Origin of the sequence: Microbacterium amylolyticum (genome assembly GCF_011046975.1) — a bacterium.
Taxonomy (GTDB): Bacteria; Actinomycetota; Actinomycetes; order Actinomycetales; family Microbacteriaceae; genus Microbacterium; species Microbacterium amylolyticum.
The window spans coordinates 454,481-478,766 of record NZ_CP049253.1 but is presented as its reverse complement, the minus strand read 5'-3'; the positions used below and the strand labels follow the sequence as shown (position 1 = coordinate 478,766).

The window sequence follows — 24,286 nt, the reverse complement described above, 5'->3', positions numbered from 1 at the left end:
TTGTAGGATGACGTCGAGGCTCTGATCCTGGCGCGTCCGCGCGCCCTCACTCGGGCTGTACACGCTGTCAAGGAGATCTATGTCCGGTCACTCTAAATGGGCCACGACCAAGCACAAGAAGGCCGCGATCGATGCGAAGCGCGCAAAGGCCTGGGCGAAGCTCATCAAGAACATCGAGGTCGCGGCGCGACTCGGCGGTCCCGACGAATCGGGAAACCCCACGCTGTATGACGCCGTGCTCAAGGCGAAGAAGACGTCGGTTCCGAAAGACAACATCGAACGCGCCATCAAGCGCGGTGCGGGAATTGGCGGCGAGGCCGTCGAATACACGACGATCATGTACGAGGCATACGCCGCCGGTGGCGTTGCGATGCTGATCGAGTGTCTGACGGACAACAAGAACCGCGCTGCGGCCGAAGTCCGAACGATCGTGACGCGTAACGGCGGCAACATGGCCGACCCCGGCAGCGTGTCGTTCAACTTTGAGCGCAAGGGCGTCATCGTTGTCTCCGGTGAAGGAACCACCGAGGACGACATCATGATGACGGCGCTTGAAGCGGGCGCACAGGAGATCGAGGCTCACCCCGAGGGCTTTGAGATCGTCACCGAAGCCAGCGACATGGTTGGCGTTCGACAGGCGCTTCAGGCTGCGGGAATCGACTACAACTCGGCGGACGCTGAGTTTGTTGCGGGTGTGAAGGTTCCGGCTGATGTCGACACCGCTCGCAAGGTTTTCAAGCTGATCGACGCCCTGGATGACAGCGACGACGTCCAGAACGTGTTTACGAACATCGACATCACCGATGAGGTCGCTGAGCAGCTCGACGCCGACGACGAGTGATTCCCCGCAAATCACCTCCGCGCCTCCAGCTCTGGAAGCGCGGAGGTGATTAGCTTTTGCGTATGGCAACGCGCGTTCTGGGAATCGACCCCGGCCTGACCCGATGTGGGATCGGCGTTGTGGACGTTGCGTCGAACCGGACGGCAGCTCTCGTTCACGTCGGTGTGATCCGATCACCGGTCGACGCGGAACCAGGCGATCGACTCGCAATCATTGCGCGAGGAATCAGAGAGGTTCTCGACGCGCACCAGCCGGACGTTGCTGCCGTCGAACGTGTCTTCGCTCAGCACAACGTCGCCAGCGTGATGGGAACCGCGCAGGTATCCGGTATCGCGCTCATGCTGGCTGCCGAACGAGGCCTTCCGACCGCAACACACACGCCGAGCGAGGTGAAGGCCGCGATCACGGGCTATGGGTCCGCGGAAAAAGCGCAGGTGCAACACATGGTGGCGCGTGTGCTCGGCCTGACCGAGTTACCCAAGCCCGCCGATGCCGCCGACGCGCTGGCAATTGCTCTCTGCCACGCGTGGCGATCCGGTCCCGCGCGGGCCTCCGATGCCCACGGGGGAGGCCTGACAGCGGCTCAGCGCGCATGGGCAGACGCCGAGAAGCGGACGCGCGTCGGTCGAACAAACATCCGAACCTGGCGCTAGTCTGGGCTGATGATCTCTTCTCTGCGCGGCTCTGTCCTTCATGCCGGGCTCGACCAGGTCGTCCTCGAAGTCGGTGGCGTCGGATTCTCGGTTGCGGTGCCACCCGATGTCGCCCGCACGGCTCGCAATGGAGAGGAACTCTTCCTCTTCACGCACCTGGTCGTTCGTGAAGATGCCCTCAGCCTGTTCGGCTTCTCCTCGCGTGATGAACTCGACGTCTTCGGGATCTTGTTGGGAGTTTCGGGAATCGGGCCGAAGTCGGCGCTGGGGGTGTTGTCCAGCCTGACAATCGACCAGATCGCCGAGGCCGTTGAGGCTGAAGACGAGAAACCCTTTAAAAAGGTCAGCGGCATCGGTCCGAAGACGGCCAAGCTCATTGCGCTGCAACTGCAGGGCAAGCTGGCGCCCGCTGCTGGACGCACGGTGCGGGCAGGCGCTGCCGCGCCGGACGTTGTGTCCCAGGTCGTTCAAGCGGTGACCGGTCTTGGATGGCAAGAGAAGGTCGCCGCTGAGGCCGTGGGGCTCGCGGCTGAGCAGGCGTCAGAGATTGATCGTGCAAACGTTCAGGCGCTGTTGCGGCTCACCCTTGCGGCCCTTGGCGCAGGAGGTGGTGCGCGTGTCTGACGTTGTTTCTCCCCGTCCGCAGGACGACACCGAGCTCGCTGTTGAGGGGGCGCTTCGCCCGCAGAGTCTCACGGAGTTCGTCGGGCAGCACAAGGTGCGTGGCCAGCTGCAGCTTCTTCTAGACGCCGCACGGATTCAGCAGCGGTCCTCCGATCACATTCTGCTCTCGGGGCCCCCGGGGCTCGGCAAGACAACGCTGGCGATGATCGTGGCGTACGAGTCCGAGCGGCCGCTGCGGATGTCCAGTGGCCCGGCCATCCAGCACGCGGGGGATCTCGCGGCACTGCTGTCCAGCCTTACGCCGGGCGAGGTGCTGTTCATCGATGAGATTCATCGCATGGCGCGTTCGGCAGAAGAGATGCTGTACCTGGCGATGGAAGACTTCCGCATCGACATCATGGTGGGCAAGGGGGCCGGGGCGACGAGCATCCCGCTCGAGCTGGCGCCATTCACGCTGGTCGGCGCGACAACGCGATCGGGGCTGCTCCCGAGTCCGCTCCGCGATCGGTTTGGCTTTACGGCGCATCTGGAGTACTACGAGCCCTCCGAGCTCGAAAGCGTTATCGAACGGTCCGCCCTCGTTCTCGGCATTGACCTGGACGATACTCAGCGCAGCGAGATTGCTCGACGATCGCGCGGGACTCCGCGTATCGCGAACCGGTTGCTGAGGCGCGTGCGCGACTGGACCCTCGTGCACGGAGCGGGTCGCGAGGTGTCGTTGGCGGGGGTTCAGGCAGCGCTGAATCTGTACGACGTCGACGCGATTGGTCTCGACCGGCTTGACCGAGCCGTTCTGGACGCGCTCGTGCGTCGCTTCCGTGGTGGTCCCGTGGGGTTGTCGACGCTCGCCGTGACGGTTGGTGAGGAGGCCGACACGGTCGAGAGCGTCGTTGAGCCCTATCTCGTGCGCATCGGTTTTATGGGGCGGACCCCTCGAGGTCGTGTGGCCACCCCGGAAGCGTATGTTCATTTGGGGCTGCCCGTTCCCGCAGACATGACGTGAGCCTTATTGCTCAAGTATGCTATTCTTGAGTCTGCAAGCTAAACCTATATTGGGTGTCGTTGAGGTTCTCAGGAGGTCGCATGATCGTCATCACGGCCGACCAGCGAGCAAGTCGCGTTTCGCGCGACCTCGTTCCGGATGCGATGTCGCAGATTGCGTCTATCGCCGGGGAAGCGACCGTTCTGGCCCCAGAACGCGCAGCCGGTGACGAAATCCAGATGGTCGTCTCATCGGGCCAGGCGGCGGCGGCGATTGTGCTGGAGCTGACACGTCATGAGGAATGGAGCGTCGGCGTCGGTGTCGGAACGGTTGAAACACCGCTTCCCGACTCCGTACGTGCGGCACGGGGGCCTGCTTTCGTCAACGCGCGCGATGCCGTTGAGCGCGCAAAACGGACGGCGACGCATGTTGCTGTCACGGCTGAGGGCCCTGACCATGCCGAAGCGGTGCTACGGCTTCTCGTGGAGTTCCGGATGCGACGCACGCCAGAGGGATGGGAAGTCCATGACCTTCTCCGTGACGGACTCACGCAACGCGAATCAGCTGAGCGGTTGGGGATCACGGAGGGCGCCGTGAGCAGGCGCGTTTCTGCTGCGGGTCTTCGATCTGAGAACGCGGCACTTCCCGCTGCTGCGCACCTCATCACGGAACTCGACTGCGGGTCATCCGCCCGTTAACGCATCATGTGGGCAGACTGTGACGATGACGACGGAGCAGATTCTTGCGCTTGTCCCCGGTGGGGTCCTCAGCATCGCGCTGGCGACAGTCCTCGTCCTCGTGATCGTGAACTTCCGGCGCCGAAACGGGGTGGCACTGGCGGTCAGTGGGGCCCTCATCGCCGCTGGTCTTGTTTTCTTGCTCGTTCTGCACCCCGGCGTGCCGCCGATTCTCGGCATGGTGATCGCGGTGCTGGGATCGGTCGTTGCCATTGTCGGCGGTGATCCCGCGACGCGTCGCCTCTTGGCGTTCACGGCAGCAGATGGTGTGCTGAGGGAAGGGCCTCACGGAGGGATCCTGCTGCGTCCAGCGGCAGGAAAAACGTCGGCAGACGAAGTCCTGCGGGGTGGAATGCTGATCGGCTACCTCGAACGCACGGCTGCCGTCTTCACGATCATCGCGGGCTTTGGCGAGGGCCTTGCCCTCCTCATCGCGTTGAAGGGCATTGGACGTTTCTCCGAACTGGCTGCGCCAGAGGCGCGAGAACGCTTCATTATCGGCACCCTCGCGAGCCTGCTCTGGGCGTGTGTGGTTGCGGTGATTGTCCGGCTGTCCATCACCTAGACGGCCCGCCCCGGAGGCCCGGGGAAACGGTTCCCGCCGGCGAGCGGAACTGACCCGAGCACCGATCCGCGCGGGGCGAAGGGATAGCCGGATGCCCTACAATGCTTGAGATACGCCGGGAACGACCGGCCGCTTCACAGTCGCTCTCGTCAGCGACAAATCCTCCCCGAAAGGCACACCGCTTCATGGAAAATTTCCTGCTTCTCGCAGTTGCCGGCGGGCTGATCGTCTTCATGTTCTGGAGCTCGACCCGCCGTCGTAAGAAGATGCAGGAGGAAGAGCAGAAGCGGCAGCAGATGATGTTGCCCGGGGCATCCGTGATGACGCGATCGGGCATCTACGGCACCCTCGTTTCTTTCGATCCTGACGACCTCACGCAGCACGCGGTGATCGCAATCGCCCCCGGCGTCGAGATCGAGGTCCACGCACAGACCGTTGTGATCGACCCCGAGGCGGAGCACGAGCTTGTCGATGACGACGAAGACATTGACGCAGATGACGTTAACTCCGATGGCATTGCCGAAGACGGCGTCATCGATTCAGACTCCGAACTGGCCGATCAGGATCAGCAGGACGACAGCGACAGCAAGAAGGACTGAGGCGGAACGGGCCGCCTGGCGGCCCCTCCGCGTCCGATCGACTCTGACACGCTCCGACACGTAAGGCTTCCGCCGTGGCGACATCCACCACATCCCGCCGCGCTTGGCGCGCCCTCATCGGCCTTCTCGGCCTCACCCTCGTCCTGTTCGGTGCAAATACCGCCGGCGTGCACCTCTTCAAAGAGGGCACGTGGGTTCCGGAGCTTGCGCTGGACCTGCAGGGTGGAACGCAGATCGTCCTCGAAGCAGATCTCGAAGACGGAACGCCGAACGCTGAACAGATGGCACAGGCCGTGCAGATCATTCGCCAGCGCGTTGACGCCTCCGGAGTTGGCGAAACGCAGGTGACAACGCAGGGCGCCGACCAGCTTGTCGTTCAGATTCCTGGCGTCGCGGACGATGAGACGCGTGCTCGCATCGAAGCCAGCGCTCAGATGCAGTTGCGTCCCGTGCTGTACACGACGACACCGGCAACGTCGTTTGTGGGGGAGGACGGCATTGAAACGCCGTTCCCGACCCCCGACGCGACGATGAACGCAACGCCGCTGACAGAGCCGACGAGCGCGAGCGACCTTGCCTGGGTGACGGACCGGCTGTTCGCTGAATTCCTGTCATACACCTGCGGTGATCCCGCTCACGATCCCGCACACGCGCCATCGGGCGAGCCGCTCATCACCTGCGACGAGACGGGAACGGAGAAGTACATCCTCGGGCCGGTCGAACTCGACGGTGCGGCAATCGATGACGCCACCGCGGCGCTGACGCAGCAGGGCCAGTGGGCCGTGCAGATCCGGTTTGACTCCGCAGGAACCTCGACGTTCGGCGAAATTAGCGCGCGCCTCTATGGCCAGCAGACGCCGCTGAACCGCTTCGCGTTCGTCCTCGACGGCAACGTCATTTCGGCGCCGTCCATGGATGCTGTGATCACGAACGGTCAGCCGCAGATCTCGGGCCTCGGCATCAACGAAGAGTCAGCGAAGCTTCTTGCCGACCAGCTCCGCTTCGGAGCGCTTCCCATGAGCTTCGAGGTCGTCTCGAGCGACACGATCTCGGCGACTCTCGGTTCGCAGCAGCTGATGGTTGGACTGATTGCGGGTCTGATTGGTCTCGCACTGGTTGCCGTCTGGGTTGTCGGCGTGAGCTACCGCGCACTCGGTTTCGTCATCATCGCGTCACTCCTCGTGATGGCAATCTTGACCTTCATCCTGCTGTGTCTGCTGTCGTGGCGCCTCGACTACCGACTCTCCCTGGCGGGCGTGGCGGGTTTGATCGTCGCGATCGGTTTCACCGCGGACTCCTTCATCGTGTACTTCGAGCGCATTCGAGACGAGTTGCGTGATGGAAAGTCAGCAACTGCCGCTGTCGAAGACGGCTGGACTCGAGCCAAGCGCACGATCTTCATTTCTAAGGCGATCAACGTTCTTGCTGCCGTTGTGCTCTATATCCTCGCGGACACCACGGTGAAGGGCTTCGCCTTTACGCTCGGCCTGACAACGCTGCTGGACATCCTCATCTTCATCGCCTTTACCCACCCGGTCATGCAGTTGCTCGTTCGGACGCGGTTCTTCGGCGGGGGGCACAAGCTGTCGGGGCTCAACCCGGAAGAGCTCGGGTCTGTTTTCCAATCGCGTATCAGCTACAAGACGACAGGAGCGGGCGTGAAGGCCGGACGGTCTTCGCGTGAGGCCGGGAAGCGCCAAACGATCGCCGAGCGCAAGCTCGCGGAAGAGAAGGCGGCACTCGCCACGAAACCGACGGAATCCAACCGGGAGGGCGACGCCTGATGCGCACCATGAATCAGGTCGGTAACGACCTCTACACCGGCAAGACGTCGGTTCCCTTCGTCGCCAAGCGCAAGCTGTGGTTCCTGATCGCGATCGTTCTCGTCGTCTTCTCGGCGTTGGCGCCCTTCCTTCGCGGCGTTCAGTTCTCCATTGAGTTCACCGGCGGTTCGCAGATCACCGTGTCGCAGCCGGCGTCTCTCGACCAGTCGATCGCCACCGATACGGTCCGCCAGATCGCGCCGCAGGCTGAATCTGCCGTCACGGTCGTTGGTGGGTCAGACATTCGGGTGCAGACCTCGCAGCTCACGCCGGAACTCACGCGCCAGCTCTCCGCCGGACTCGCGGATGCGTATCAGGTGCCGATTGACGAGGTCACCGATTCATTCATCGGTCCCTCGTGGGGCAAGGACGTCACCAATCAGTCGCTGTGGGGGCTGTTGATCTTCCTCGGCCTGACGTTCCTGATCCTGGCGATCTACTTCAGAACGTGGAAGATGTCGCTTGCTGCGATCATCGGGCTCGTTGACGTTCTCATCATCACGCTCGGAATCTACTCGCTTGCGGGCTTCCAGATTTCCCCGTCAGCGGTGATCGGGTTCCTGACGATTCTGGCGTATTCGCTCTATGACACTACCGTTGTGTTCGACAAGATTCGAGAGAACACCACAGACGAACGCAGCGGGCGTACGTTTGGCGAATCGGTGAACCTTGCCGTGAACCAGACGTTGATTCGATCGATTAATACCTCGGTCGTTGCGGCTCTTCCCGTCGGGGCAATCCTCTTCATCGCGGTGTTCGGTTTCGGTGCGGAGACCCTCAGCGACATCTCGCTGTCGATCTTCGTCGGCATCCTCGTCGCCACGTACTCCACGCTGTTTGTCGCCGCTCCTCTGTATTCGTTCCTCCGGGAGCGCGAGCCGCAGATCGCCCAGGAAGACGCGCGCATTCTCGAGGCCCGCGCGGCCGCCGCAACGAGCGTCTGACCGGGTTATGATGGCCGTCATCACCGGATGCTCGAAGGAGGTGCGGTCGTATGGCTGATGCGCTACCCGCGTCCCAGACAGGACCGAGCCTGCGGTGGCTCGTGCCGCGCATTTTTACTCGCGCGAAGCCGAACGCTGACGTCCAGAAGCTCATCGACGATGTTCGACGGCATCACCCTCGCGGCGATGTCGTCGTCATTGAAAAGGCGTATCGGGTTGCGGAAGAAAAACACCGTGGTCAGAAGCGCCAAAGCGGGGAACCCTATATCACCCACCCGCTCGCCGTTGCGCAGATTCTCGCTGAGCTGGGCCTGGGCCCGAAAGCGATTGCCGCAGCGCTCCTCCACGACACGGTCGAAGACACCGGCTATCCACTGGAAGAGCTGACGGCTGAGTTCGGCGACGAGGTGGCACTCCTCGTCGACGGTGTGACGAAGCTCGACAAGGTCAAATACGGCGACAGCGCGCAGGCCGAAACGGTGCGCAAGATGATCGTCGCGATGTCCAAGGACATTCGGGTTCTGGTGATCAAGCTGGCCGACCGTCTTCACAACGCCCGGACCTGGGGCTTCGTGCCTCCCGAAAAGGCGAAAAAGAAGGCGACAGAAACGCTCGAAATCTACGCCCCCCTCGCGCACCGTCTGGGTATTGCGGCGATCAAGAGCGAACTGGAAGACCTATCCTTCGCGGTTCTGTATCCCAAGATCTACAACGAGATCGACAGCCTGGTCAAACAGCGCACACCACAGCGCGAGCAATACGTCGCCAAGGTGATCAGCGAGGTCGATAAGGATCTGGCAGAGATACGCACACGTGGTTCGGTCTCGGGGCGGCCCAAGCAGCTCTACTCCGTGTATCAGAAGATGGTGGTTCGTGGACGCGAGTTCGACGACATCTACGATCTGATCGGCATTCGGGTGATCGTGCAAACGGTGCGCGACTGCTACGCGATTCTCGGCGCGATCCACGCGCGATGGACGCCGCTTCCCGGGCGCTTTAAGGACTACATCGCAACGCCGAAGTTCAACCTGTACCGCTCGCTTCACACGACCGTCATCGGCCCAGGTGGGCGCACGGTCGAAATTCAGATCCGCACACAGGACATGCACCAGCAGGCCGAGTTCGGTGTTGCCGCGCACTGGATGTACAAGGAGCGGATGCAGGCGTCGGGCGGAAAGCCCGACGAGCGCGCATCCGGCCAAGACATGGCCTGGATCGCGCGTATCAGCGACTGGCAGGCAGAGACAAAGGATCCGGGGGAGTTCTTGGACTCCCTGCGCTTTGAGATCGGCGCTAAGGAGGTCTACGTCTTTACCCCGAAGGGCCGGGTGGTCGGACTTCCCACGGGGGCGACCCCGGTGGACTTCGCGTTCGCCGTCCACACCGAGATCGGCTATCGCACGATGGGTGCGAAGGTCAACGGCCGGCTCGTCCCGCTGGAAACGGAATTGCAATCCGGTGATGTCGTCGAGGTCTTCACATCGAAGAACCCCGATGCCGGGCCCAGCCAAGACTGGCTCGCGTTTGTCAAGAGCACGAGGGCGCGCAACAAGATTCGTGGCTGGTTCACGAAGGAACGCCGTGAAGAGGCGATCGAGCAGGGCAAGGATGGCATCGCTCGAGCGATGCGTCGCCACCAGATGCCCCTGAGCCGCCTCAAGGAGGCCTTGCCAGAGGTCGCGTCTCAGCTGCACTATGACGATATGGCGGCGCTCTACGCGGCCGTTGGTGAGGGCCACGTCTCAACCCAGTCGGTTGTCGAGAAGGTCCAGGCGTCGCTTAGTGAGGCCGAGCCGGCAACCGGACCGATCGAGCTCCCGCCAACGGCAAGTCAGCGTTCACGCCGCACCGGTGATTCCGGTGTTCTCGTGCGCGGTGCCCCCGACATCCTCGTCAAACTCGCCAAGTGCTGTACGCCGGTTCCCGGCGATGAGATCGTTGGCTTTGTCACACGCGGCAGCGGAGTATCCGTGCACCGAGGTGACTGCACCAACGTCGCCTCACTGAGCGAGACCAAGGAACGCATGATCGACGTCGAATGGGCGCCGTCGACTAAGGCCGTCTTCCTCGTGCAGATTCAGGTGGAGGCCCTTGATCGCGGGGGCTTGCTGAGCGACATCACCCGGATTCTGACCGAGCATCACGTCAACATCCTGTCTGCGTCCGTCCAAACAACGCGGAACCGTTTGGCTCTGAGCCGGTACGTCTTCGAAATGGGAGATACCGTGCACCTGGATCGCGTTCTCAACGCGGTGCGACGGATCGAAGGCGTCTATGACGTTTACCGGGTGACATCAAGCTGATTCTCGCGACTCGATCAGCTGCGCCACGGTCCGCCAGCGGCGCAACCTGATCGTGGCGGACGCGAACCACTCCGGCATGCGAGCAGCCAGTCCGGGCACGGCGAGAGCCTCGCAAAATGCTCGGCGCGCGGACGCATTATCGGGATCGGCGATCGAGATGCTACCAAGGTCGTAGAGCGTGCGCTCCAGCGTGGCAACGGCGAGCCCGTCGAGCGTGATGAGGTCGCGCGCTTCGAGAGCGCGGTGCCGGAGCGTGACACCGGCCATAATGACGTTGCGTGCCGGCGCATGCGGGCATCTGCGTGCCGCAAGGCGCTCGGGCTGGGAATCGATGATTCCGTGGATCCATGCCGCGGTCTGTTCGACAGCCGCGTGATGATCAGGAAGAAGCGGCGCGATCAGACCGGCCCTGACCGCCGCGTTTTCGGGCTGGTGGCGCGCGACGTACGCTCCGCGTGGTTGCCGGCGCAGATCGCCGTCAAGTCGGGCGGCGGCCAGCTCAGCAACGGAGAGCGGCGACCCGGGGTGGAATACGAGCGGGCGCATGGTGTGAGTTGATCACACCATGCGCCCGTGGCGGGAATGCCTGTGGAAAAGTCCCGGCTCGTTGCGTTCAGCTAGCTACCGATTGCGCGCAACCATGCGGTGCGAGCCTCGATTGCTTCCTGTGCTTCCGCGGCCGCGCGCGAGTCGCCTGCTGCTTCGGCACGTTCGCGTTCTGCTTCGTACTCGGCGATGGATTCACGCAACTGCGTCTCCATGTCGTTGGCGCGCGCCTTCGTCTCGGGGTTGTTGCGCTTCCAGTCGACGTCCTCACGGTCCTTCAGCGCGAGTTCGATCTTGCGCATGCGCCCGTCGAGGTCGCGTTCCGTCTCACGCGGGAAAATCTGTCCGACCTCATCCCACTTGCGCTGGATGTCGGTGAGGACCTGGCGTGCCTTTTTGATGTCGGCGATGTCGGCGACCGCAGCGGCCTCGGTGAGAAGAGCTTCACGCGCGACGATACGGGGAGCAGACTCGGCCTGTTCCTCAAGGCTGCGTTCCTCGCGAGCGCGGTACAGGACGTCTCCGGCCGCCTTGAATCGAGCCCAGAGCGCATCATCGGCCTTTCGGCCTGCGCGTCCGGCGTTCTTCCACTCGTCGAGCAGTGCGCGATAGGTGGGGATGCCGTCCTCACCCTGAGACGCGAGCGCCTCAGCGCGCTCGATGATGCGCGTCTTCTGCTGCTTCGCCGTCTTGTGTACGTCGTCCAGCTCGGCAAAGAAAGCGCGGCGTGCGCGCTCGATTGCCGAACGTGAGTCGCGGAAACGCTTCCAGAGAGCCGTTGCCGTTGCCTTCGGCAGCCGCGGGCCAACCTTCTGGTGCTCCTGCCACTGCGCGAAGAGCTCGTTCAGATCGGCCGTGGCCTGCTTCCACTGAACCGATTGCGGGTCGCGAGCCGCCAGTTCTTCCACCTTGACGACAATCGACTCGCGATAAGCGATGGCCTCATCAACGGCGGCACGTTGCGCCGCCTGTTCCTGCGCACTCGCCTCGGCGAGAGCGTCGACCAGAGTTGATAGCCGCTGCTGCAGGCTGACGAGATCGCCAACGGCTGCGGCGCCGGTGACATCGCTCGTCAGCTGTGTGGCCTGCTTGCGCAGATCCGACGCTGATGCGCCGCCCGACTGATGCCGCTGCTCGAGTGTGGCCACCTTAAAAGCGAGGTCATCGAACTTGCGCACGTAATAGTGCAGCGCTTCCTCGTGCGTTCCGTCGGGATATTCACCGACAACGCGCCAGTCGTCGCCTTCCTTCACGGAGACCACGCCATTGTCATCGACGCGCCCCCATTCGGCAGCGCCGGGGGTGGAGGGGGCTGCGGACGGCGATGTCGGAGCAGCGGGGGTAACGGGCGTGACCGGCGGCTTGGGACGCCGGGCGATCGCAGATGGCGATGGCGCGGCGGGTGCGCTCGGGGTGGGGGTGGGGGCCGACGCGCGTTCTGCGGTCTTCTCGTCAACAGTCTCAGCTGGTGTGCTGTCCGTGGTGCGAGTGGGGTCGTCGGCTGAGTTGTCGGGCGTCGACACGAGGGGCTCCTTGGCGCGGTATCCGCGGGAAGGGATAAGGGACGTCGCCAGCCTAGTACGCTCGCGTGCCGTCGCGGGGTGATTTCTCGCTATGCGATCGGGGTTTCTCCGCGGAAAGCTCAGAGTGATCCTCGTGGACGACGCATCATGCGCGGGTACCGTGGAGACGATGAACACTTCCGGCGCGCTCTTCCATGGCCAGACACCGCTTGCGGTGCGTATGCGCCCGACGTCGCTTGACGAGGTTGCGGGACAACGCCACCTTCTGGGGCCCGGTTCACCTCTGGTCGCCCTTGCCGACCCCGAGTCGAATAAGCCCGGAACGGTGTCCGTGATCTTGTGGGGCCCTCCGGGAACCGGAAAGACGACGCTCGCACAGGCGATCGCGCGATCCTCTGGGCGCCGATTCGTGGAGCTGTCTGCCATCACCGCTGGGGTAAAAGACGTCAGAGAAGTGATGAAGGAAGCGCTCAATCAGCGCGACCTGTACGCGCAGTCAACGATCCTTTTCCTTGATGAGATCCATCGGTTTACCAAAGCGCAGCAGGACGCGCTGCTTCCTGGCGTCGAAAACGGATGGGTCATTCTCATCGCGGCAACAACGGAGAACCCATCGTTTTCCGTGATTTCGCCTCTTCTGTCGCGTTCCCTCCTGCTCACGCTTCGCCCGCTGACAGATGAAGATCTCGTCGTTCTGGTCGATCGTGCACTGAGCGACCCCCGGGGGCTTGCCGGTGCCGTTGCGCTGGACGACGCGGCGCGGGACGCCATCGTTCAGCTCTCGTCCGGTGACGCGCGGCGGGCGTTGACGGCGCTGGAGGCCGCTGCCGGCGTTGCGGTCAGCGAACACGACGGCGAGGGGGAGCCCCGTGTGACGGGTGACCGCGTCTCGCAGGCTGTTGACCGGGCCCTGCTGCGGTACGACAGGCAGGGCGATGAGCACTACGACGTCATTAGCGCGTTCATCAAGTCGATTCGCGGATCCAATCCCGATGCTGCCGTCCACTATCTGGCACGCATGATCGAGGCGGGCGAAGACCCGCGCTTTATTGCACGTCGTCTGATCGTTCACGCGGCCGAGGACGTTGGTCTTGCCGACCCTCGTGCTCTTCAGATCGCAACGGCCGCCGCTGACGCCGTGCAGTTCATCGGTATGCCAGAAGGACGCATTCCTCTGGCGGAGGCCACCATTTATCTCGCCACCGCACCGAAGTCGAACGCCGCGTACGCGGCGATTAACGCGGCAATCGCGGATGTGAAGGCGGGAAAGATTGGCACGGTTCCGCTGCACCTTCGCGATGCGCACTACGCGGGAGCCCAGCGACTCGGGCACGGAAAGGGATACCGCTACCCGCATGACGACGATCGCGGCGTTGTCACGCAGCAGTACCTTCCGGACGAACTTCAGGGTCGGCGTTACTACGAGCCGACGAACCACGGCAACGAACGCGCGCTCAGCGACAGCCTGGACAAGATCCGCCGCATTACCGATTCCTGAGCGGCGGCCCCGTTCGTGGCGGCGTGACGAGTGGTAAGGTAGGGCGGCTCGAGATCCGAGCACATCCCCTTCGTTGTCTTTTGCGGGCAGTCCGGCGTACGCCCGCGTATGGAAGGAACGGGGAATGTACGTCCGTGTTCGCCGCGAAAGCGGCACGTGAAAGGAAATCATGGTTACGAAGGCACAGGACCGCCGCAAGGTGCGTCTGTCCCGCGCGCTCGGCATCGCGCTGACCCCGAAGGCTGCGCGCTACCTCGAGAAGCGTCCGTACGGCCCCGGTCAGCACGGCCGCACGAAGCGCAAGACCGACAGCGACTACGCGGTGCGTCTGCGCGAGAAGCAGCGTCTGCGCGAGCAGTACGGCATCCGCGAGAAGCAGCTGAAGATTGCTTTCGAAGAGGCCAAGCGCAAGGACGGCCTGACGGGTGAAAACCTCGTCGAGCTGCTGGAAACGCGTCTGGACGCGCTGGTGCTTCGTTCGGGCTTCGCTCGTACGACGGCTCAGGCACGTCAGTTCGTGGTTCACCGCCACATCCTCGTCGACGGCAAGATCGTCGACCGCCCGTCGTTCCGCGTGAAGCCGGGCCAGACGATCGAGGTCAAGGCCAAGAGCGAGGCTCTCGAGCCTTTCCAGGTTGCGGCCGCCGGTGGTCACGCTGAGGTCCTCCCCAACCTTCCCGGTTACCTCGAGGTCTCGCTGGACAAGCTCCAGGCGAAGCTCGTTGCGTACCCCAAGCGCGCAGAGGTTCCCGTGCAGTGCGAGGTTCAGCTCGTGGTCGAGTACTACTCGGGACGCTAAGTCACGAGTTGTGCTCCCGATCGCACAGCGATCGGACAGCGAGCGCGGAGGGCGTCGTGGTTTATCCACGGCGCCCTCCGCCGTTTCTCGGCCATCCGGCTCTAGGATGGTGAGACCGTGCGCCCGCACGCGGTCGAGATCGGAGATGACATGAAGAATCTGTCCTGGTTTGTCCTGGGCATCGTGGGTGGCTTCGTCGTCGCGCACTTCATGAACAAGGACCCGCGCGGCAATGAGCTGCTGGCGTCGATTGATGCGCGTATCAGCGGTTTCACCGACGCCATCACTGACGCGTATCACGCTGAGGTTGCGCGCGAACAGAAGTAGGGCCCTCGCCCACACCCGTGCGACCGCCGAACAGTGCGGCCGCTCTGACGTCGATTCAAGGACACACCCCCTCATATGAAGACCGCGGAGATCGCCAACCGCTACCTCGACTTCTTCCGCAAGAAGGATCACACGATCGTTCCGTCGTCGTCGCTCGTGAGTGACGACCCATCGATCATGTTCACGATCGCCGGAATGGTGCCCTTTATCCCGTATCTGACGGGTGTCGTTCCCGCTCCGTACCCGAGCGCGGCGGATCTGCAGAAGTGCATCCGGACGAACGACATCGAAGAAGTGGGGAAGACGGCGCGCCACGGCACCTTCTTCCAGATGATGGGCAACTGGTCCTTTGGCGACTACTTCAAAGAGGAAGCGATCTCCTATGCGTGGGAGTTCCTGACCTCGAGCGAGGACGAGGGCGGACTCGGCTTCGACGAAAAAGACCTGTGGGTCACCGTCTATGAAGACGATGACGAGGCTGAGCAGCTGTGGCGGAAGATCGCGGGCCTTCCTGCGCACCGCATCCAGCGCATGGGCCGTGAGGACAACTACTGGACCACCGGCCAGCCCGGCCCTGCCGGTCCGTGTTCCGAGATCTACTTCGATCGCGGACCCGAATACGGTAAGGACGGTGGCCCCGCCGTTGATGACGAGCGATTCCTCGAAATCTGGAATCTCGTCTTCATGCAGTACGCGATCGACAACGTGCGCAGCAAGACCGAGTTCGACATCGTCGGCGATCTGCCGCAGAAGAACATCGACACGGGTATGGGGCTCGAGCGCGTTGCCTTCATCAAGCAGGGCGTCGAGAACATGTACGAGACGGATCAGGTCCGGCCCGTTCTTGACCGCGCAAGCGAGATTTCGGGTCGTCCCTACGGAGCCAACGACGACGACGACGTGCGGTTCCGTATCATCGCCGATCACGTGCGTTCGTCGCTGATGCTGCTCAGCGACGGCGTGACGCCGTCGAACGAGGGCCGCGGATACATTCTGCGCCGCCTCATGCGCCGTACGGTGCGCTCGATGCGTCTGCTGGGCGTTGAGGGCGCGACATTCCCGGAGCTGTTCGCCGCATCGCGTGACGCAATGAAGGAGAACTTCCCCGAGGTTGAGCGCGACTGGACCCGAATCTCCACCTACGCCTTCGCCGAAGAAGAGACATTCCTTCGCACACTCACGGCAGGGTCGACAATTCTGGACACGGCCCTTGCCGAAGCAAAGGGCAGCGGCGCGACCAAACTTGCCGGCGACAAGGCTTTCCAGCTGCACGACACCTATGGCTTCCCGATCGACCTCACGCTCGAAATTGCTGAAGAACAGGGACTCGGGGTTGACCGCGACGCGTTCAACGGCCTGATGGCGGCTCAGCGCGAGCGTGCAAAGGAAGATGCCCGGTCGCGCAAGAAGACGATCGCTGATGTCAGTGTCTACGGCGAATTCCGTGCACACGGCGAAACGCGCTTCACGGGCTTCGATGACCTCATCACCGAAACACGCGTGCTGGGGCTGTTGGTTGACGGCCGTCCCGCGCAGAAGGCTGTTTCCGGTCAGGTCGCCGAGGTCATCGTTGCCGAAACGGCGCTCTACGCCGAATCCGGTGGTCAGGTTGCTGACAAGGGGCAGATCATCGGTTCGGGCTTCGAACTTGACGTGCTTGACGTGCAGCGACCCGTTGCCGGTCTTGTCAGCCACACGGTCGAGGTCACCTCGGGCGAGGTCGCCGTTGGCGACGCCGCGACGACGGTCGTCGATGCCGCCAATCGCCGACAGGCGCAACAGGCTCACTCAGCGACACACCTGGTACACGCTGCTCTGCGTGACACGTTGGGTTCCGGTGCAACGCAGGCAGGTTCGCTGAACCGCGCCGGATACCTACGCTTCGACTTCAGCTGGGGCCAGGCGCTCTCGGCTGAGACGAAGACAGAGATCGAGGAAATCGCCAACAACGCCGTGCGTGACGACCTTGAGGTGTCGACGCGCATCATGTCGCTGGACGAGGCCACAGCTGCGGGGGCGATGGCGCTGTTCGGCGAAAAGTACGGCGAGAAGGTTCGCATGGTTGACATCGGCGGCCCCTGGTCGCGCGAGCTGTGCGGTGGAACGCACGTTGCGTCGTCCTCACAGATCGGTCTGATTTCGCTGACAGGCGAGTCTTCCGTCGGCTCCGCCAATCGCCGCGTCGAGGCACTCGTTGGCACGTCGGCCTTCCGTGAGCTGACGGCCGAGCGCGCGCTGGTTGCCGAGCTTTCGGCCTCGCTCAAGACGCCGAAGGATCGACTTGCCGACAGGATCGCCGAGCTGTCCGCAAGCCTGAAGTCCGCCGAGAAGCGCATCGCGCAGTTCGAGGCTCAGGCCCTGCAGCTGCGTGTTCCTCAGCTGGCAGAGCAGGCGGCGGGAGCGGGTCGCATCACGCTTGTTGCCGAGTCTCTGGGCCAGGTCGGATCTGCCGATGACGTTCGGAGCCTCGTCACTCAGGTGCGCGAGCGGCTCGGCGCGGGGCCGGCCGTTGTCGCCCTCGCTGGTGAGGCAAACGGGCGCCCATCGATCGTGATCGCCACGAACGACGCTGCGCGCGCTGTTGGCGCTCAGGCGGGTGCGCTGGTCAAGATCGCAACGCAGGTTCTCGGCGGTGGCGGTGGCGGCAAGCCCGACCTCGCTCAGGGCGGTGGTCAGGATGCCTCGGCGATTGGCCGCGCACTGACTGCCGTTCGTGACGCCGTCGCGGCCCTCTAACCCATGACCGGATTTCGGCGTGGCGTGCGGCTCGGGATCGACGTGGGCAAAGCCCGCGTCGGCGTCGCCCGATGTGACCCTGACGGGATGCTTGCGGTTCCCGTTGAAACGGTTGCGCGGGGAGACATGTCGATCACGCGAATCACCGAACTGGCTCGGGAGTACGGGGCCATGGAGATCGTGGTCGGCCTTCCGCTGAATATGCGCGGAGACGACACGTTGTCGACAACTGACGCGAGAGATTTCGCGGCAGCGCTGGGGGAAGCGTTGCCCGATGTCGGTATTCGGCTCGTCGACGAACGGCTCAGCACGGTCTCGGCGCACTCCGCGTTGCGACAGTCTGGTCGCTCGCAGAAACAATCGCGCGGTATCGTCGACCAAGTTGCCGCTGTGGTGTTCCTTCAGCACGCGGTCGATACCGAGAAGCGGATGGGAGCGGCGCCCGGCGAAGCGCTCCCACAGCGCAAGGAGCCTTGATCCCCCTATGACCCAGAACGAGCATTCGAGCGGTGTGCCCCTCACAAGGCGGCAAATTCGCGAGATGCAGCAGTCGGCCGCGCCGCAGACGACTCCGCCCGAGGACGACCCGCAGCCTAGGCGCGAGACGGTGCCGCAACCGGAAGCGTTCGCGACGCCGCGACGCGAGGAACAGCGGCACCTCAGCCGTGAGGCGCCGCCGCCAGCCGCACCCGTCGTGTCACAGCGTTCCGAAGAGCCCGCGGCAGGCCCAACGGCTCCGGCACGTTCAGAGCCGGCCGCGGAGCCTGTTCGCGAGGTTCACGGCACGCTTGACGACCTCGATATCGGTGCTGACGAACCCCCGAAGAAGCGTCGGCGTCGTGGCGGGGGCTGCCTCATCGCGCTGTTCGTCGTCCTCGCGGTGCTGGGAGGGCTTGTCTACGCCGGATACTGGGCGGTGAACGAGTACGGCGGACGCGTAAGTAACTTCCTGGGGCTGAACCAAGAGCCGACGGAGTACGAAGAAGGACAGGCCACGGGCGAGGCCATCATCGTGATCCGCCAGGGCGATACCGGCTATGAGATCTCTCAGACCCTCTATGACGAGGGCGTAACGCTCACGCCCACCTCGTTCTACAACATGCTTGTCGCGGCACAGACCAATCCCGACTTCCGGCCCGGTGTTTACCGGCTTCAGCAACGCATGACCTCGATTGCTGCGCTGGCAGCGATAGAAGATCCGGCAAACCGTGAAGATGGCGTGGCTTTCCCCGAGGGATACACGGTCGAGAACATCATCCCGATCCTCGTTGACCGGCTCGATCTGTCGGAGGACGAGGTTCAGGCAGCTGTTGAGAACCCGAGCGACTACGGCGTTGAAGCCGAACGGCTCGAAGGATGGTTGTTCCCCGCATCGTACGACTTTGAGCCGGGAACATCCGCGTCCGACGCCATCCGAACGATGGTTGCTCGTACCACCCAGGCGCTCGATGACGCGGGCGTTCCTGCTGACTTCGCGACACGCCAGGAAATCCTGACTCTCGCGTCGATTATTCAGCGCGAGGCGCGGATCGATGACTTCGATAAAGTTGCCGCGGTGATGCAGAACCGGCTCGGACCGAATAGCGCAACGAACCAGCTGCTGCAGATGGACTCCACGGCCCAGTACGGATACGGCGAAATGCATGCCGGTACCGTCTGGAGCTCACAGGAGGCGCTAGAGGACGATAACCCCTGGAACACCTATGTACGCACAGGGCTGCCGCAAACGCCGATCTCGAATCCTGGTGCGGACGCGATCGCCGCGGCGATGCATCCGGCCGACGGAGACTGGCAGTTCTTCGTCACGGTGAACATGGCAACGGGGGAGACCGTGTTCTCTGAAACTCTCGCCGAGCACGACAGGGCCGCTGAACAGGCGCGCCAGTGGTGCCGCGATAACGAGGGTCAGTGCTAGTGACGAACTTGGAGGTATGGGGTTCTCCGATCACGCACAGTCGTTCGCCAGAGCTTCACGGCGCCGCGTATCGTGCGCTCGGTCTTACCTGGGACTTCGCCCGACGAGAGGTGACGGAGGAAGGATTTTCCGCCGCGCTCTCGGCATCGTCAGTGCGCGGCCTTGCTGTGACCTATCCGCTCAAAGAGGCCGCCTTCCGTGCGGCGGCATGGCGCGATAGCCGTGCGGAGCTGACGGGCGTTGCGAACACCCTGTTCTTCGGCGCCAGCGACGGGCTGCGCGGCTACAACACGGATGTCGCCGGAATGATGTCGGCGCTGCGGGAGGCGGGCGTAACCGGACCGCGGTCCGTTCGCATCGTTGGCGCAGGTGCAACGGCGACGTCTGCTGTTGTCGCCGCGGCGGAGATGGGCGCCGAACGTATCGAGATGGCGGCCCGCCGTCCGGAAAGTGCCGAGCGCCTCATCGACCTCGGGACACGCATGGGCGTCGCGATGAGCGCCCGCGCTATGGACAGCGTGACCGATCCCGTCGAGCTGACAATCGCGACGCTCCCTGGTGGGGCAGTTCTCCCGCCCGGAGTGGTGGCAGGTCTCTCGCGCAGCGGCGGCACGCTGTTCGACGTCGCCTACAGTCCCTGGCCGTCGGTGCTCGCGAGCGCGTGGGTGGGTGAGGTTCACCACGGCCTGGGGATGCTTCTGCATCAGGCGGTTATCCAGGTGCGCATTTTCGTCTCGGGTGATCCAGAGATGACGTTGGATGACGAACCGCGTCTCATCGCCGCCATGCGTGCAGCTCTGGGCTGAGGTCGTGACAAACTAGAGCAATGCTCCGCGTGCTCACGGCCGGCGAATCTCACGGCCCCGAACTTGTTGCCATCATGGAGGGACTGCCTGCAGGTGTCCCCGTCTCGCCCCAGGACATTCAGGATGACCTGCAGCGGCGCAAGCTCGGCTATGGCCGTGGCTCGCGCATGAAGTTCGAGCAGGACGCGCTGACCATCTCGGGCGGCATCCGACACGGGTACACGCTCGGAAGTCCGATCGCGCTCCGCATCGGCAACACGGAATGGCCGAAGTGGATCGAGGTCATGAACCCCGAGCCGACCGAGCTTTCCGAGAAGTCGCGTGGTCGCGGTGCGCCGCTGACGCGCCCCCGCCCCGGTCACGCCGATCTCGTCGGTATGCAGAAGTACGGCTTCGATGAGGCCCGTCCGATTCTGGAACGCGCAAGCGCTCGCGAAACGGCGGCGCGCGTTGCTCTCGGCGCGGTTGCCCGAAAGTTCCTCGGTGAGCTCGGCATCCGGCTCGTGAGCCACACGCTGTCGATTGGCCCGGTCCGGGTTCCCGATGACGCGCCCCTGCCCACGCCTGACGACGTCGATACGCTCGACGCTGATTTGCTGCGCTGCTTCGATCCCGCTACAAGCGAGCGGATGGTTGCCGAGGTTGACGACTCTCGCAAGGCGGGCGACACTCTGGGCGGAATCGTCGAGGTTCTGGCGTACAACCTCCCGCCTGGTCTCGGTTCGCACGTGCACTGGGACCGTCGCCTCGACGCAAAGCTCGCGCAGGCGCTCATGAGCATTCAGGCGATCAAGGGTGTTGAGGTCGGCGATGGATTCGAAACCACGCGTCGCCGTGGCTCCGCTGCGCATGACCCTCTGTATCCCTCGGATGAGGGCGTTGCTCGCGGATCTGATCGCGCTGGCGGCACTGAGGGAGGAATGTCGACGGGAACGCTCCTGCGTGTTCGGGCCGGCATGAAGCCCATCGCCACCGTTCCGAAGGCACTCGACACGATCGACGTGTCCACGGGAGAAGAGGCAACGGCCCACCACCAGCGCTCGGACGTGTGCGCGGTTCCCGCCGCCGGCGTCGTCGCGGAAGCGATGGTGGCAATCACTCTCGCTGATGTGGTTCTCGAAAAGTTCGGCGGTGACTCGGTTGCGGAAACGGCTCGTAACCTCGAGGCGTATCTCGCCGCGATTCCGGAGAACCTGAAGAGCGCCTCACACTCGATCCCGCATGAGTGAAGAACGCTCCGTCGCGCTGATCGGCCCGATGGGGGCCGGAAAGACGAGCATCGGTCGCCGGATGGCGAAGCGGTTGGGTCTGCCCTTCCGTGACACGGACGCGCTCATTGTTTCTGCGCATGGTCCGATCGCTGAGATTTTCGCCGAGTGCGGTGAGCAAACCTTCCGAGAACTCGAACGGGAAGCGGTTCACACTGCTCTCGAGCGTGGCGGCGTTGTCGCGCTGGGCGGTGGCGCGATTCTGGCTGAGCAGACGCGCGAGGAGCTGGCCCACCACCTAGTGATTTATCTCACCGTGTCGGACCGCACGGTCGCCTCCCGCATCGGCGGGGCAAAGCGGCCGCTTCTGAACCGACCGGACCCCGTCGCAGAATGGCGGCGCATCGCCGACGAACGACGTCCGATCTATGAGGCACTTGCTCATCAGACGTACGACACGTCCAGCGGCCCGCTGCGAAACGTTGTTGAGGCAGCAGCCGACTGGGCCGCAGTTGAGCTCGGGATCGAGCGAACCGATCAGAACGAGAACGAGGACGCAGATGACTGACACCGTCCCCCCGGACACGCGCGAGACCGTGATCCACGTCGACGGCACGCCCGGTTACGACGTGATTGTGCGGCGTGGCGCGCGCCACGGTCTGCGCGCAGCGCTTCCTCCCGAGGCGAAAAAGGTGCTCATCGTGCACCAGCCGACACTCGGTCGCATCGTCAACGATCTGCGCGACGAGCTGATTGCCGACGGCGATCTCGAGGTTCTGCTCGCCGAGATTCCTGATGCGGAATCCGCGAAGCGCGTGGAGGTCGCGAGTTTCCTCTGGGGAGTGCTCGGTCAGGCTGATTTCACGCGGACAGACGCGATCGTCGGTTTTGGTGGGGGAGCGGCGACGGACCTCGCCGGGTTCGCTGCGGCAACATGGCTGCGCGGAATCGATGTTGTTCAGGTTCCGACGACGGTTCTCGGCATGGTCGACGCATCCGTCGGCGGCAAAACGGGCATCAACACGGCAGAGGGAAAGAACCTCGTTGGCGCCTTTTGGGCGCCACGCGCCGTGCTCTGCGATCTGGAGATCCTCGAGCCGCTTCCCGACAACGAGAAGGTTGCCGGATTCGCCGAGGTGGTGAAGGCGGGTTTCATCCGCTACCCCGAGATTCTCGAGATCGTCGAGCGCGACCCGCAGAAGGCCATCGACGTGACCAGCGCCGAGTTCCGGCGGTGTATTGAGCTGGCGATCCAGATGAAGGCCGATGTCGTCGGCGAGGACTTTCGTGAAGCGGGTCTGCGCGAGACCCTCAACTACGGGCATACTCTCGGTCACGCGATCGAACACGCCGAACGCTACAAGTGGCGCCACGGGGCGGCAATTTCTATCGGCATGATGTTCGCGGCCGAGCTCTCGCGCCTCGCGGGGCGCCTGTCGGACGACGCCGTTGACCGTCATCGGTCAATTCTGGAGTCGCTGGGACTTCCCACCACCTACCGCGCTGGCGCATGGAAGCAGCTCTTGGCGACGATGCAGCGCGACAAGAAGGCGCGCGCAGGACAGCTGCGGTTCATCGTTCTTGATGACGTTGGGAAGCCTGCGGTTCTTCACGCTCCCGATCAGTCGCTGCTGTTCGCTGCGTACCAGGAGGTTGCAGAGGAACAGCAGGGCGGAATCATCCAGACGGGCGCACGGTAAACTCACCATCCAGGCCTTTTGCGCCTTCGTACATCTTCGACATCACGAACAGGAACTCTTTTCACATGGCATCGACCTCAGACATCCGCAATGGCGTCGTTCTCGCGATCGACGGACAGCTCTGGAGCGTCATCGAGTTCCAGCACGTGAAGCCGGGCAAGGGCGGCGCGTTCGTTCGCACCAAGCTCAAGAACGTCGTTTCCGGCAAGGTCGTTGACAAGACGTTCAACGCTGGTGCCAAGATCGACGTGCAGAACGTCGATCGCCGCGACTACCAGTACCTGTACAACGACGGCGACTCGTTCGTGTTCATGGACGTGAAGGACTACGACCAGATCAATGTCCCCGCCGTTGTCGTTGGCGACGACTCGCGCTTCCTGCTCGAAAACCTGATGGTGACGATCGCGATGCACGACGGTCAGCCCCTGTACACAGAAATGCCCCCGTCGGTTGTTCTTGAGATCACGTACACCGAGCCGGGCCTGCAGGGCGACCGTTCGAACGCGGGAACGAAGCCGGCAACGGTGGAGACCGGCGCGGAAATCCAGGTCCCGCTGTTCGTCAACGAGGGCACGAAGGTCAAGGTCGACACCCGCACGGGCGACTACCTCGGCCGCGTGAACGACTGATCGCCCCTGGTGAGCGCTCGGACGAAGGCGCGTAAGCGCGCCCTGAACATTCTCTTCTCCGCCGATGTGCGCGGCGATGACCTCGCGGTTGCTCTGGCAGCGGAGGCTCGTCGCGCCGCGAACGAGCCCGAGCGTCAGTCATCCTGGCTGTACGCCCGCGAGATCGTCGACGGTGTGATTGATCACGGTTCGGAGATCGACGAGCAGATCACGACCAACAGCCGCGATTGGAAGCTCGATCGCATGCCGGCCGTCGACCGTGCGCTGCTGCGCATCGGCACGTGGGAAGTGCTGTGGAACGATGAGGTCCCGACCGCGGTGGCAATTGACGAGGCCGTGGAACTCGCGAAGGAACTCTCCACAGATGATTCCGGCGCTTTTGTGCACGGCGTTCTCGCCCGTATCGCGAGAGCGGGCTGACGCATGACGAAGGTCCGGTTGCCGTGTGGCGATCGGACCTTCGGCATGAGCGCGGTAAGCTAGACAAAACTGCACCTTTAACACCGTCCCGTGAGGCGGAGAAGGGAG

General features: G+C 63.6%; 24 protein-coding genes. 22 read left to right on the top strand and 2 right to left on the bottom strand.

The features are described 5' to 3' along the window. Nucleotides 1-79 precede the first annotated feature (79 nt). The 10 genes from G6N81_RS02480 (at nucleotide 80) to G6N81_RS02435 (ending at nucleotide 10,071) form a co-directional block, all read left to right on the top strand. Nucleotides 80-841, top strand: a complete 762-nt coding sequence (locus tag G6N81_RS02480; RefSeq protein ID WP_165132619.1) for a YebC/PmpR family DNA-binding transcriptional regulator — start codon at nucleotides 80-82, stop codon at nucleotides 839-841. Nucleotides 842-903: 62 nt separating this feature from the next. Further along, nucleotides 904-1,494, top strand: coding sequence for a crossover junction endodeoxyribonuclease RuvC (gene ruvC / locus G6N81_RS02475; protein WP_206527892.1), 591 nt, complete (start codon nucleotides 904-906; stop codon nucleotides 1,492-1,494). Nucleotides 1,495-1,503: 9 nt separating this feature from the next. Beyond that, nucleotides 1,504-2,118 carry a Holliday junction branch migration protein RuvA gene (gene ruvA / locus G6N81_RS02470; protein ID WP_165132613.1) on the top strand — a complete coding sequence of 205 codons (615 nt, stop codon included), beginning with the start codon at nucleotides 1,504-1,506 and terminating at the stop codon, nucleotides 2,116-2,118. Beyond that, nucleotides 2,111-3,121, top strand: a complete 1,011-nt coding sequence (ruvB, locus tag G6N81_RS02465) for a Holliday junction branch migration DNA helicase RuvB (protein ID WP_165132610.1) — start codon at nucleotides 2,111-2,113, stop codon at nucleotides 3,119-3,121. Before ruvA ends, ruvB begins: the two co-directional genes overlap by 8 nt. 80 nt (nucleotides 3,122-3,201) lie before the next feature. Further along, nucleotides 3,202-3,798 (top strand): DNA-binding protein, encoded by a 597-nt coding sequence (locus G6N81_RS02460; RefSeq protein ID WP_165132607.1) that lies wholly within the window; start codon nucleotides 3,202-3,204, stop codon nucleotides 3,796-3,798. Between the two features lie 25 nt (nucleotides 3,799-3,823). Continuing rightward, a complete protein-coding gene (locus G6N81_RS02455; protein WP_165132604.1) occupies nucleotides 3,824-4,402 on the top strand; it encodes a hypothetical protein in 579 nt (192 codons plus the stop codon). A gap of 185 nt (nucleotides 4,403-4,587) precedes the next feature. Continuing rightward, nucleotides 4,588-5,001: a preprotein translocase subunit YajC gene (locus tag G6N81_RS02450; protein WP_165132599.1), complete on the top strand. Its 414-nt coding sequence runs from the start codon at nucleotides 4,588-4,590 to the stop codon at nucleotides 4,999-5,001. Nucleotides 5,002-5,075: 74 nt separating this feature from the next. Further along, nucleotides 5,076-6,785 (top strand): protein translocase subunit SecD, encoded by a 1,710-nt coding sequence (gene secD / locus G6N81_RS02445; protein WP_165132596.1) that lies wholly within the window; start codon nucleotides 5,076-5,078, stop codon nucleotides 6,783-6,785. Continuing rightward, entirely contained in the window at nucleotides 6,785-7,768 is a 984-nt protein-coding gene (gene secF, locus G6N81_RS02440; protein ID WP_165132594.1) for a protein translocase subunit SecF, read from the top strand. Before secD ends, secF begins: the two co-directional genes overlap by 1 nt. Before the next feature lie 50 nt (nucleotides 7,769-7,818). Next, entirely contained in the window at nucleotides 7,819-10,071 is a 2,253-nt protein-coding gene (locus G6N81_RS02435; protein WP_165132592.1) for a RelA/SpoT family protein, read from the top strand. Here G6N81_RS02435 and G6N81_RS02430 read toward each other — a convergent pair. Further along, nucleotides 10,063-10,617, bottom strand: coding sequence for a hypothetical protein (locus tag G6N81_RS02430; RefSeq protein ID WP_165132590.1), 555 nt, complete (start codon nucleotides 10,615-10,617; stop codon nucleotides 10,063-10,065). The two genes, G6N81_RS02435 and G6N81_RS02430, sit on opposite strands and share 9 nt — an antisense overlap. A gap of 71 nt (nucleotides 10,618-10,688) precedes the next feature. Next, a complete protein-coding gene (locus tag G6N81_RS02425; RefSeq protein WP_241245031.1) occupies nucleotides 10,689-12,140 on the bottom strand; it encodes a DUF349 domain-containing protein in 1,452 nt (483 codons plus the stop codon). A gap of 169 nt (nucleotides 12,141-12,309) precedes the next feature. Between G6N81_RS02425 and G6N81_RS02420 the strand changes: the two genes are divergently transcribed. From G6N81_RS02420 to nusB, 12 genes are all read left to right on the top strand, one after another. Then, nucleotides 12,310-13,638, top strand: a complete 1,329-nt coding sequence (locus G6N81_RS02420; protein WP_165132588.1) for a replication-associated recombination protein A — start codon at nucleotides 12,310-12,312, stop codon at nucleotides 13,636-13,638. Nucleotides 13,639-13,807: 169 nt separating this feature from the next. Beyond that, nucleotides 13,808-14,437 (top strand): 30S ribosomal protein S4, encoded by a 630-nt coding sequence (rpsD, locus tag G6N81_RS02415; protein ID WP_165132586.1) that lies wholly within the window; start codon nucleotides 13,808-13,810, stop codon nucleotides 14,435-14,437. 150 nt (nucleotides 14,438-14,587) lie between these two features. Beyond that, nucleotides 14,588-14,764, top strand: coding sequence for a hypothetical protein (locus G6N81_RS02410; protein ID WP_165132584.1), 177 nt, complete (start codon nucleotides 14,588-14,590; stop codon nucleotides 14,762-14,764). A gap of 75 nt (nucleotides 14,765-14,839) precedes the next feature. Further along, complete coding sequence (gene alaS / locus G6N81_RS02405) at nucleotides 14,840-17,500, top strand: alanine--tRNA ligase (RefSeq protein ID WP_165132582.1); 2,661 nt, start codon at nucleotides 14,840-14,842, stop codon at nucleotides 17,498-17,500. A 3-nt stretch (nucleotides 17,501-17,503) separates the two neighbouring features. Further along, nucleotides 17,504-17,977 carry a Holliday junction resolvase RuvX gene (gene ruvX / locus G6N81_RS02400; RefSeq protein ID WP_165132580.1) on the top strand — a complete coding sequence of 158 codons (474 nt, stop codon included), beginning with the start codon at nucleotides 17,504-17,506 and terminating at the stop codon, nucleotides 17,975-17,977. A gap of 7 nt (nucleotides 17,978-17,984) precedes the next feature. Then, nucleotides 17,985-19,415, top strand: coding sequence for an endolytic transglycosylase MltG (gene mltG / locus G6N81_RS02395; protein ID WP_165132578.1), 1,431 nt, complete (start codon nucleotides 17,985-17,987; stop codon nucleotides 19,413-19,415). After that, on the top strand, nucleotides 19,415-20,221 hold the full coding sequence (locus G6N81_RS02390) for a shikimate dehydrogenase (RefSeq protein ID WP_241245030.1): 807 nt from the start codon (nucleotides 19,415-19,417) through the stop codon (nucleotides 20,219-20,221). The genes mltG and G6N81_RS02390 overlap by 1 nt, the downstream gene beginning before the upstream one ends. A 20-nt stretch (nucleotides 20,222-20,241) precedes the next feature. Then, nucleotides 20,242-21,450 (top strand): chorismate synthase, encoded by a 1,209-nt coding sequence (aroC, locus tag G6N81_RS02385; RefSeq protein WP_165132574.1) that lies wholly within the window; start codon nucleotides 20,242-20,244, stop codon nucleotides 21,448-21,450. Next, entirely contained in the window at nucleotides 21,443-21,997 is a 555-nt protein-coding gene (locus G6N81_RS02380; protein WP_165132572.1) for a shikimate kinase, read from the top strand. The genes aroC and G6N81_RS02380 overlap by 8 nt, the downstream gene beginning before the upstream one ends. After that, nucleotides 21,990-23,129: a 3-dehydroquinate synthase gene (gene aroB / locus G6N81_RS02375; RefSeq protein ID WP_165132570.1), complete on the top strand. Its 1,140-nt coding sequence runs from the start codon at nucleotides 21,990-21,992 to the stop codon at nucleotides 23,127-23,129. The genes G6N81_RS02380 and aroB overlap by 8 nt, the downstream gene beginning before the upstream one ends. 65 nt (nucleotides 23,130-23,194) lie before the next feature. Next, nucleotides 23,195-23,758, top strand: coding sequence for an elongation factor P (gene efp, locus G6N81_RS02370; RefSeq protein WP_165132568.1), 564 nt, complete (start codon nucleotides 23,195-23,197; stop codon nucleotides 23,756-23,758). 9 nt (nucleotides 23,759-23,767) lie between these two features. Continuing rightward, nucleotides 23,768-24,178: a transcription antitermination factor NusB gene (gene nusB, locus G6N81_RS02365; protein ID WP_165132566.1), complete on the top strand. Its 411-nt coding sequence runs from the start codon at nucleotides 23,768-23,770 to the stop codon at nucleotides 24,176-24,178. Nucleotides 24,179-24,286 lie beyond the last annotated feature (108 nt).

Excerpts from the sequence above, each read along its gene's own strand:
- G6N81_RS02480 (WP_165132619.1), top strand. The coding sequence starts at position 80 with ATGTCCGGTCACTCTAAATGGGCCACGACCAAGCACAAGAAGGCCGCG.
- ruvC (WP_206527892.1), top strand. The coding sequence starts at position 904 with ATGGCAACGCGCGTTCTGGGAATCGACCCCGGCCTGACCCGATGTGGG.
- ruvA (WP_165132613.1), top strand. The coding sequence starts at position 1,504 with ATGATCTCTTCTCTGCGCGGCTCTGTCCTTCATGCCGGGCTCGACCAG.
- G6N81_RS02460 (WP_165132607.1), top strand. The coding sequence starts at position 3,202 with ATGATCGTCATCACGGCCGACCAGCGAGCAAGTCGCGTTTCGCGCGAC.
- G6N81_RS02455 (WP_165132604.1), top strand. The coding sequence starts at position 3,824 with ATGACGACGGAGCAGATTCTTGCGCTTGTCCCCGGTGGGGTCCTCAGC.
- G6N81_RS02450 (WP_165132599.1), top strand. The coding sequence starts at position 4,588 with ATGGAAAATTTCCTGCTTCTCGCAGTTGCCGGCGGGCTGATCGTCTTC.
- secF (WP_165132594.1), top strand. The coding sequence starts at position 6,785 with ATGCGCACCATGAATCAGGTCGGTAACGACCTCTACACCGGCAAGACG.
- G6N81_RS02435 (WP_165132592.1), top strand. The coding sequence starts at position 7,819 with ATGGCTGATGCGCTACCCGCGTCCCAGACAGGACCGAGCCTGCGGTGG.
- G6N81_RS02430 (WP_165132590.1), bottom strand. The coding sequence starts at position 10,617 with ATGCGCCCGCTCGTATTCCACCCCGGGTCGCCGCTCTCCGTTGCTGAG.
- G6N81_RS02420 (WP_165132588.1), top strand. The coding sequence starts at position 12,310 with ATGAACACTTCCGGCGCGCTCTTCCATGGCCAGACACCGCTTGCGGTG.
- rpsD (WP_165132586.1), top strand. The coding sequence starts at position 13,808 with ATGGTTACGAAGGCACAGGACCGCCGCAAGGTGCGTCTGTCCCGCGCG.
- G6N81_RS02410 (WP_165132584.1), top strand. The coding sequence starts at position 14,588 with ATGAAGAATCTGTCCTGGTTTGTCCTGGGCATCGTGGGTGGCTTCGTC.
- alaS (WP_165132582.1), top strand. The coding sequence starts at position 14,840 with ATGAAGACCGCGGAGATCGCCAACCGCTACCTCGACTTCTTCCGCAAG.
- ruvX (WP_165132580.1), top strand. The coding sequence starts at position 17,504 with ATGACCGGATTTCGGCGTGGCGTGCGGCTCGGGATCGACGTGGGCAAA.
- mltG (WP_165132578.1), top strand. The coding sequence starts at position 17,985 with ATGACCCAGAACGAGCATTCGAGCGGTGTGCCCCTCACAAGGCGGCAA.
- aroC (WP_165132574.1), top strand. The coding sequence starts at position 20,242 with ATGCTCCGCGTGCTCACGGCCGGCGAATCTCACGGCCCCGAACTTGTT.
- G6N81_RS02380 (WP_165132572.1), top strand. The coding sequence starts at position 21,443 with ATGAGTGAAGAACGCTCCGTCGCGCTGATCGGCCCGATGGGGGCCGGA.
- aroB (WP_165132570.1), top strand. The coding sequence starts at position 21,990 with ATGACTGACACCGTCCCCCCGGACACGCGCGAGACCGTGATCCACGTC.
- efp (WP_165132568.1), top strand. The coding sequence starts at position 23,195 with ATGGCATCGACCTCAGACATCCGCAATGGCGTCGTTCTCGCGATCGAC.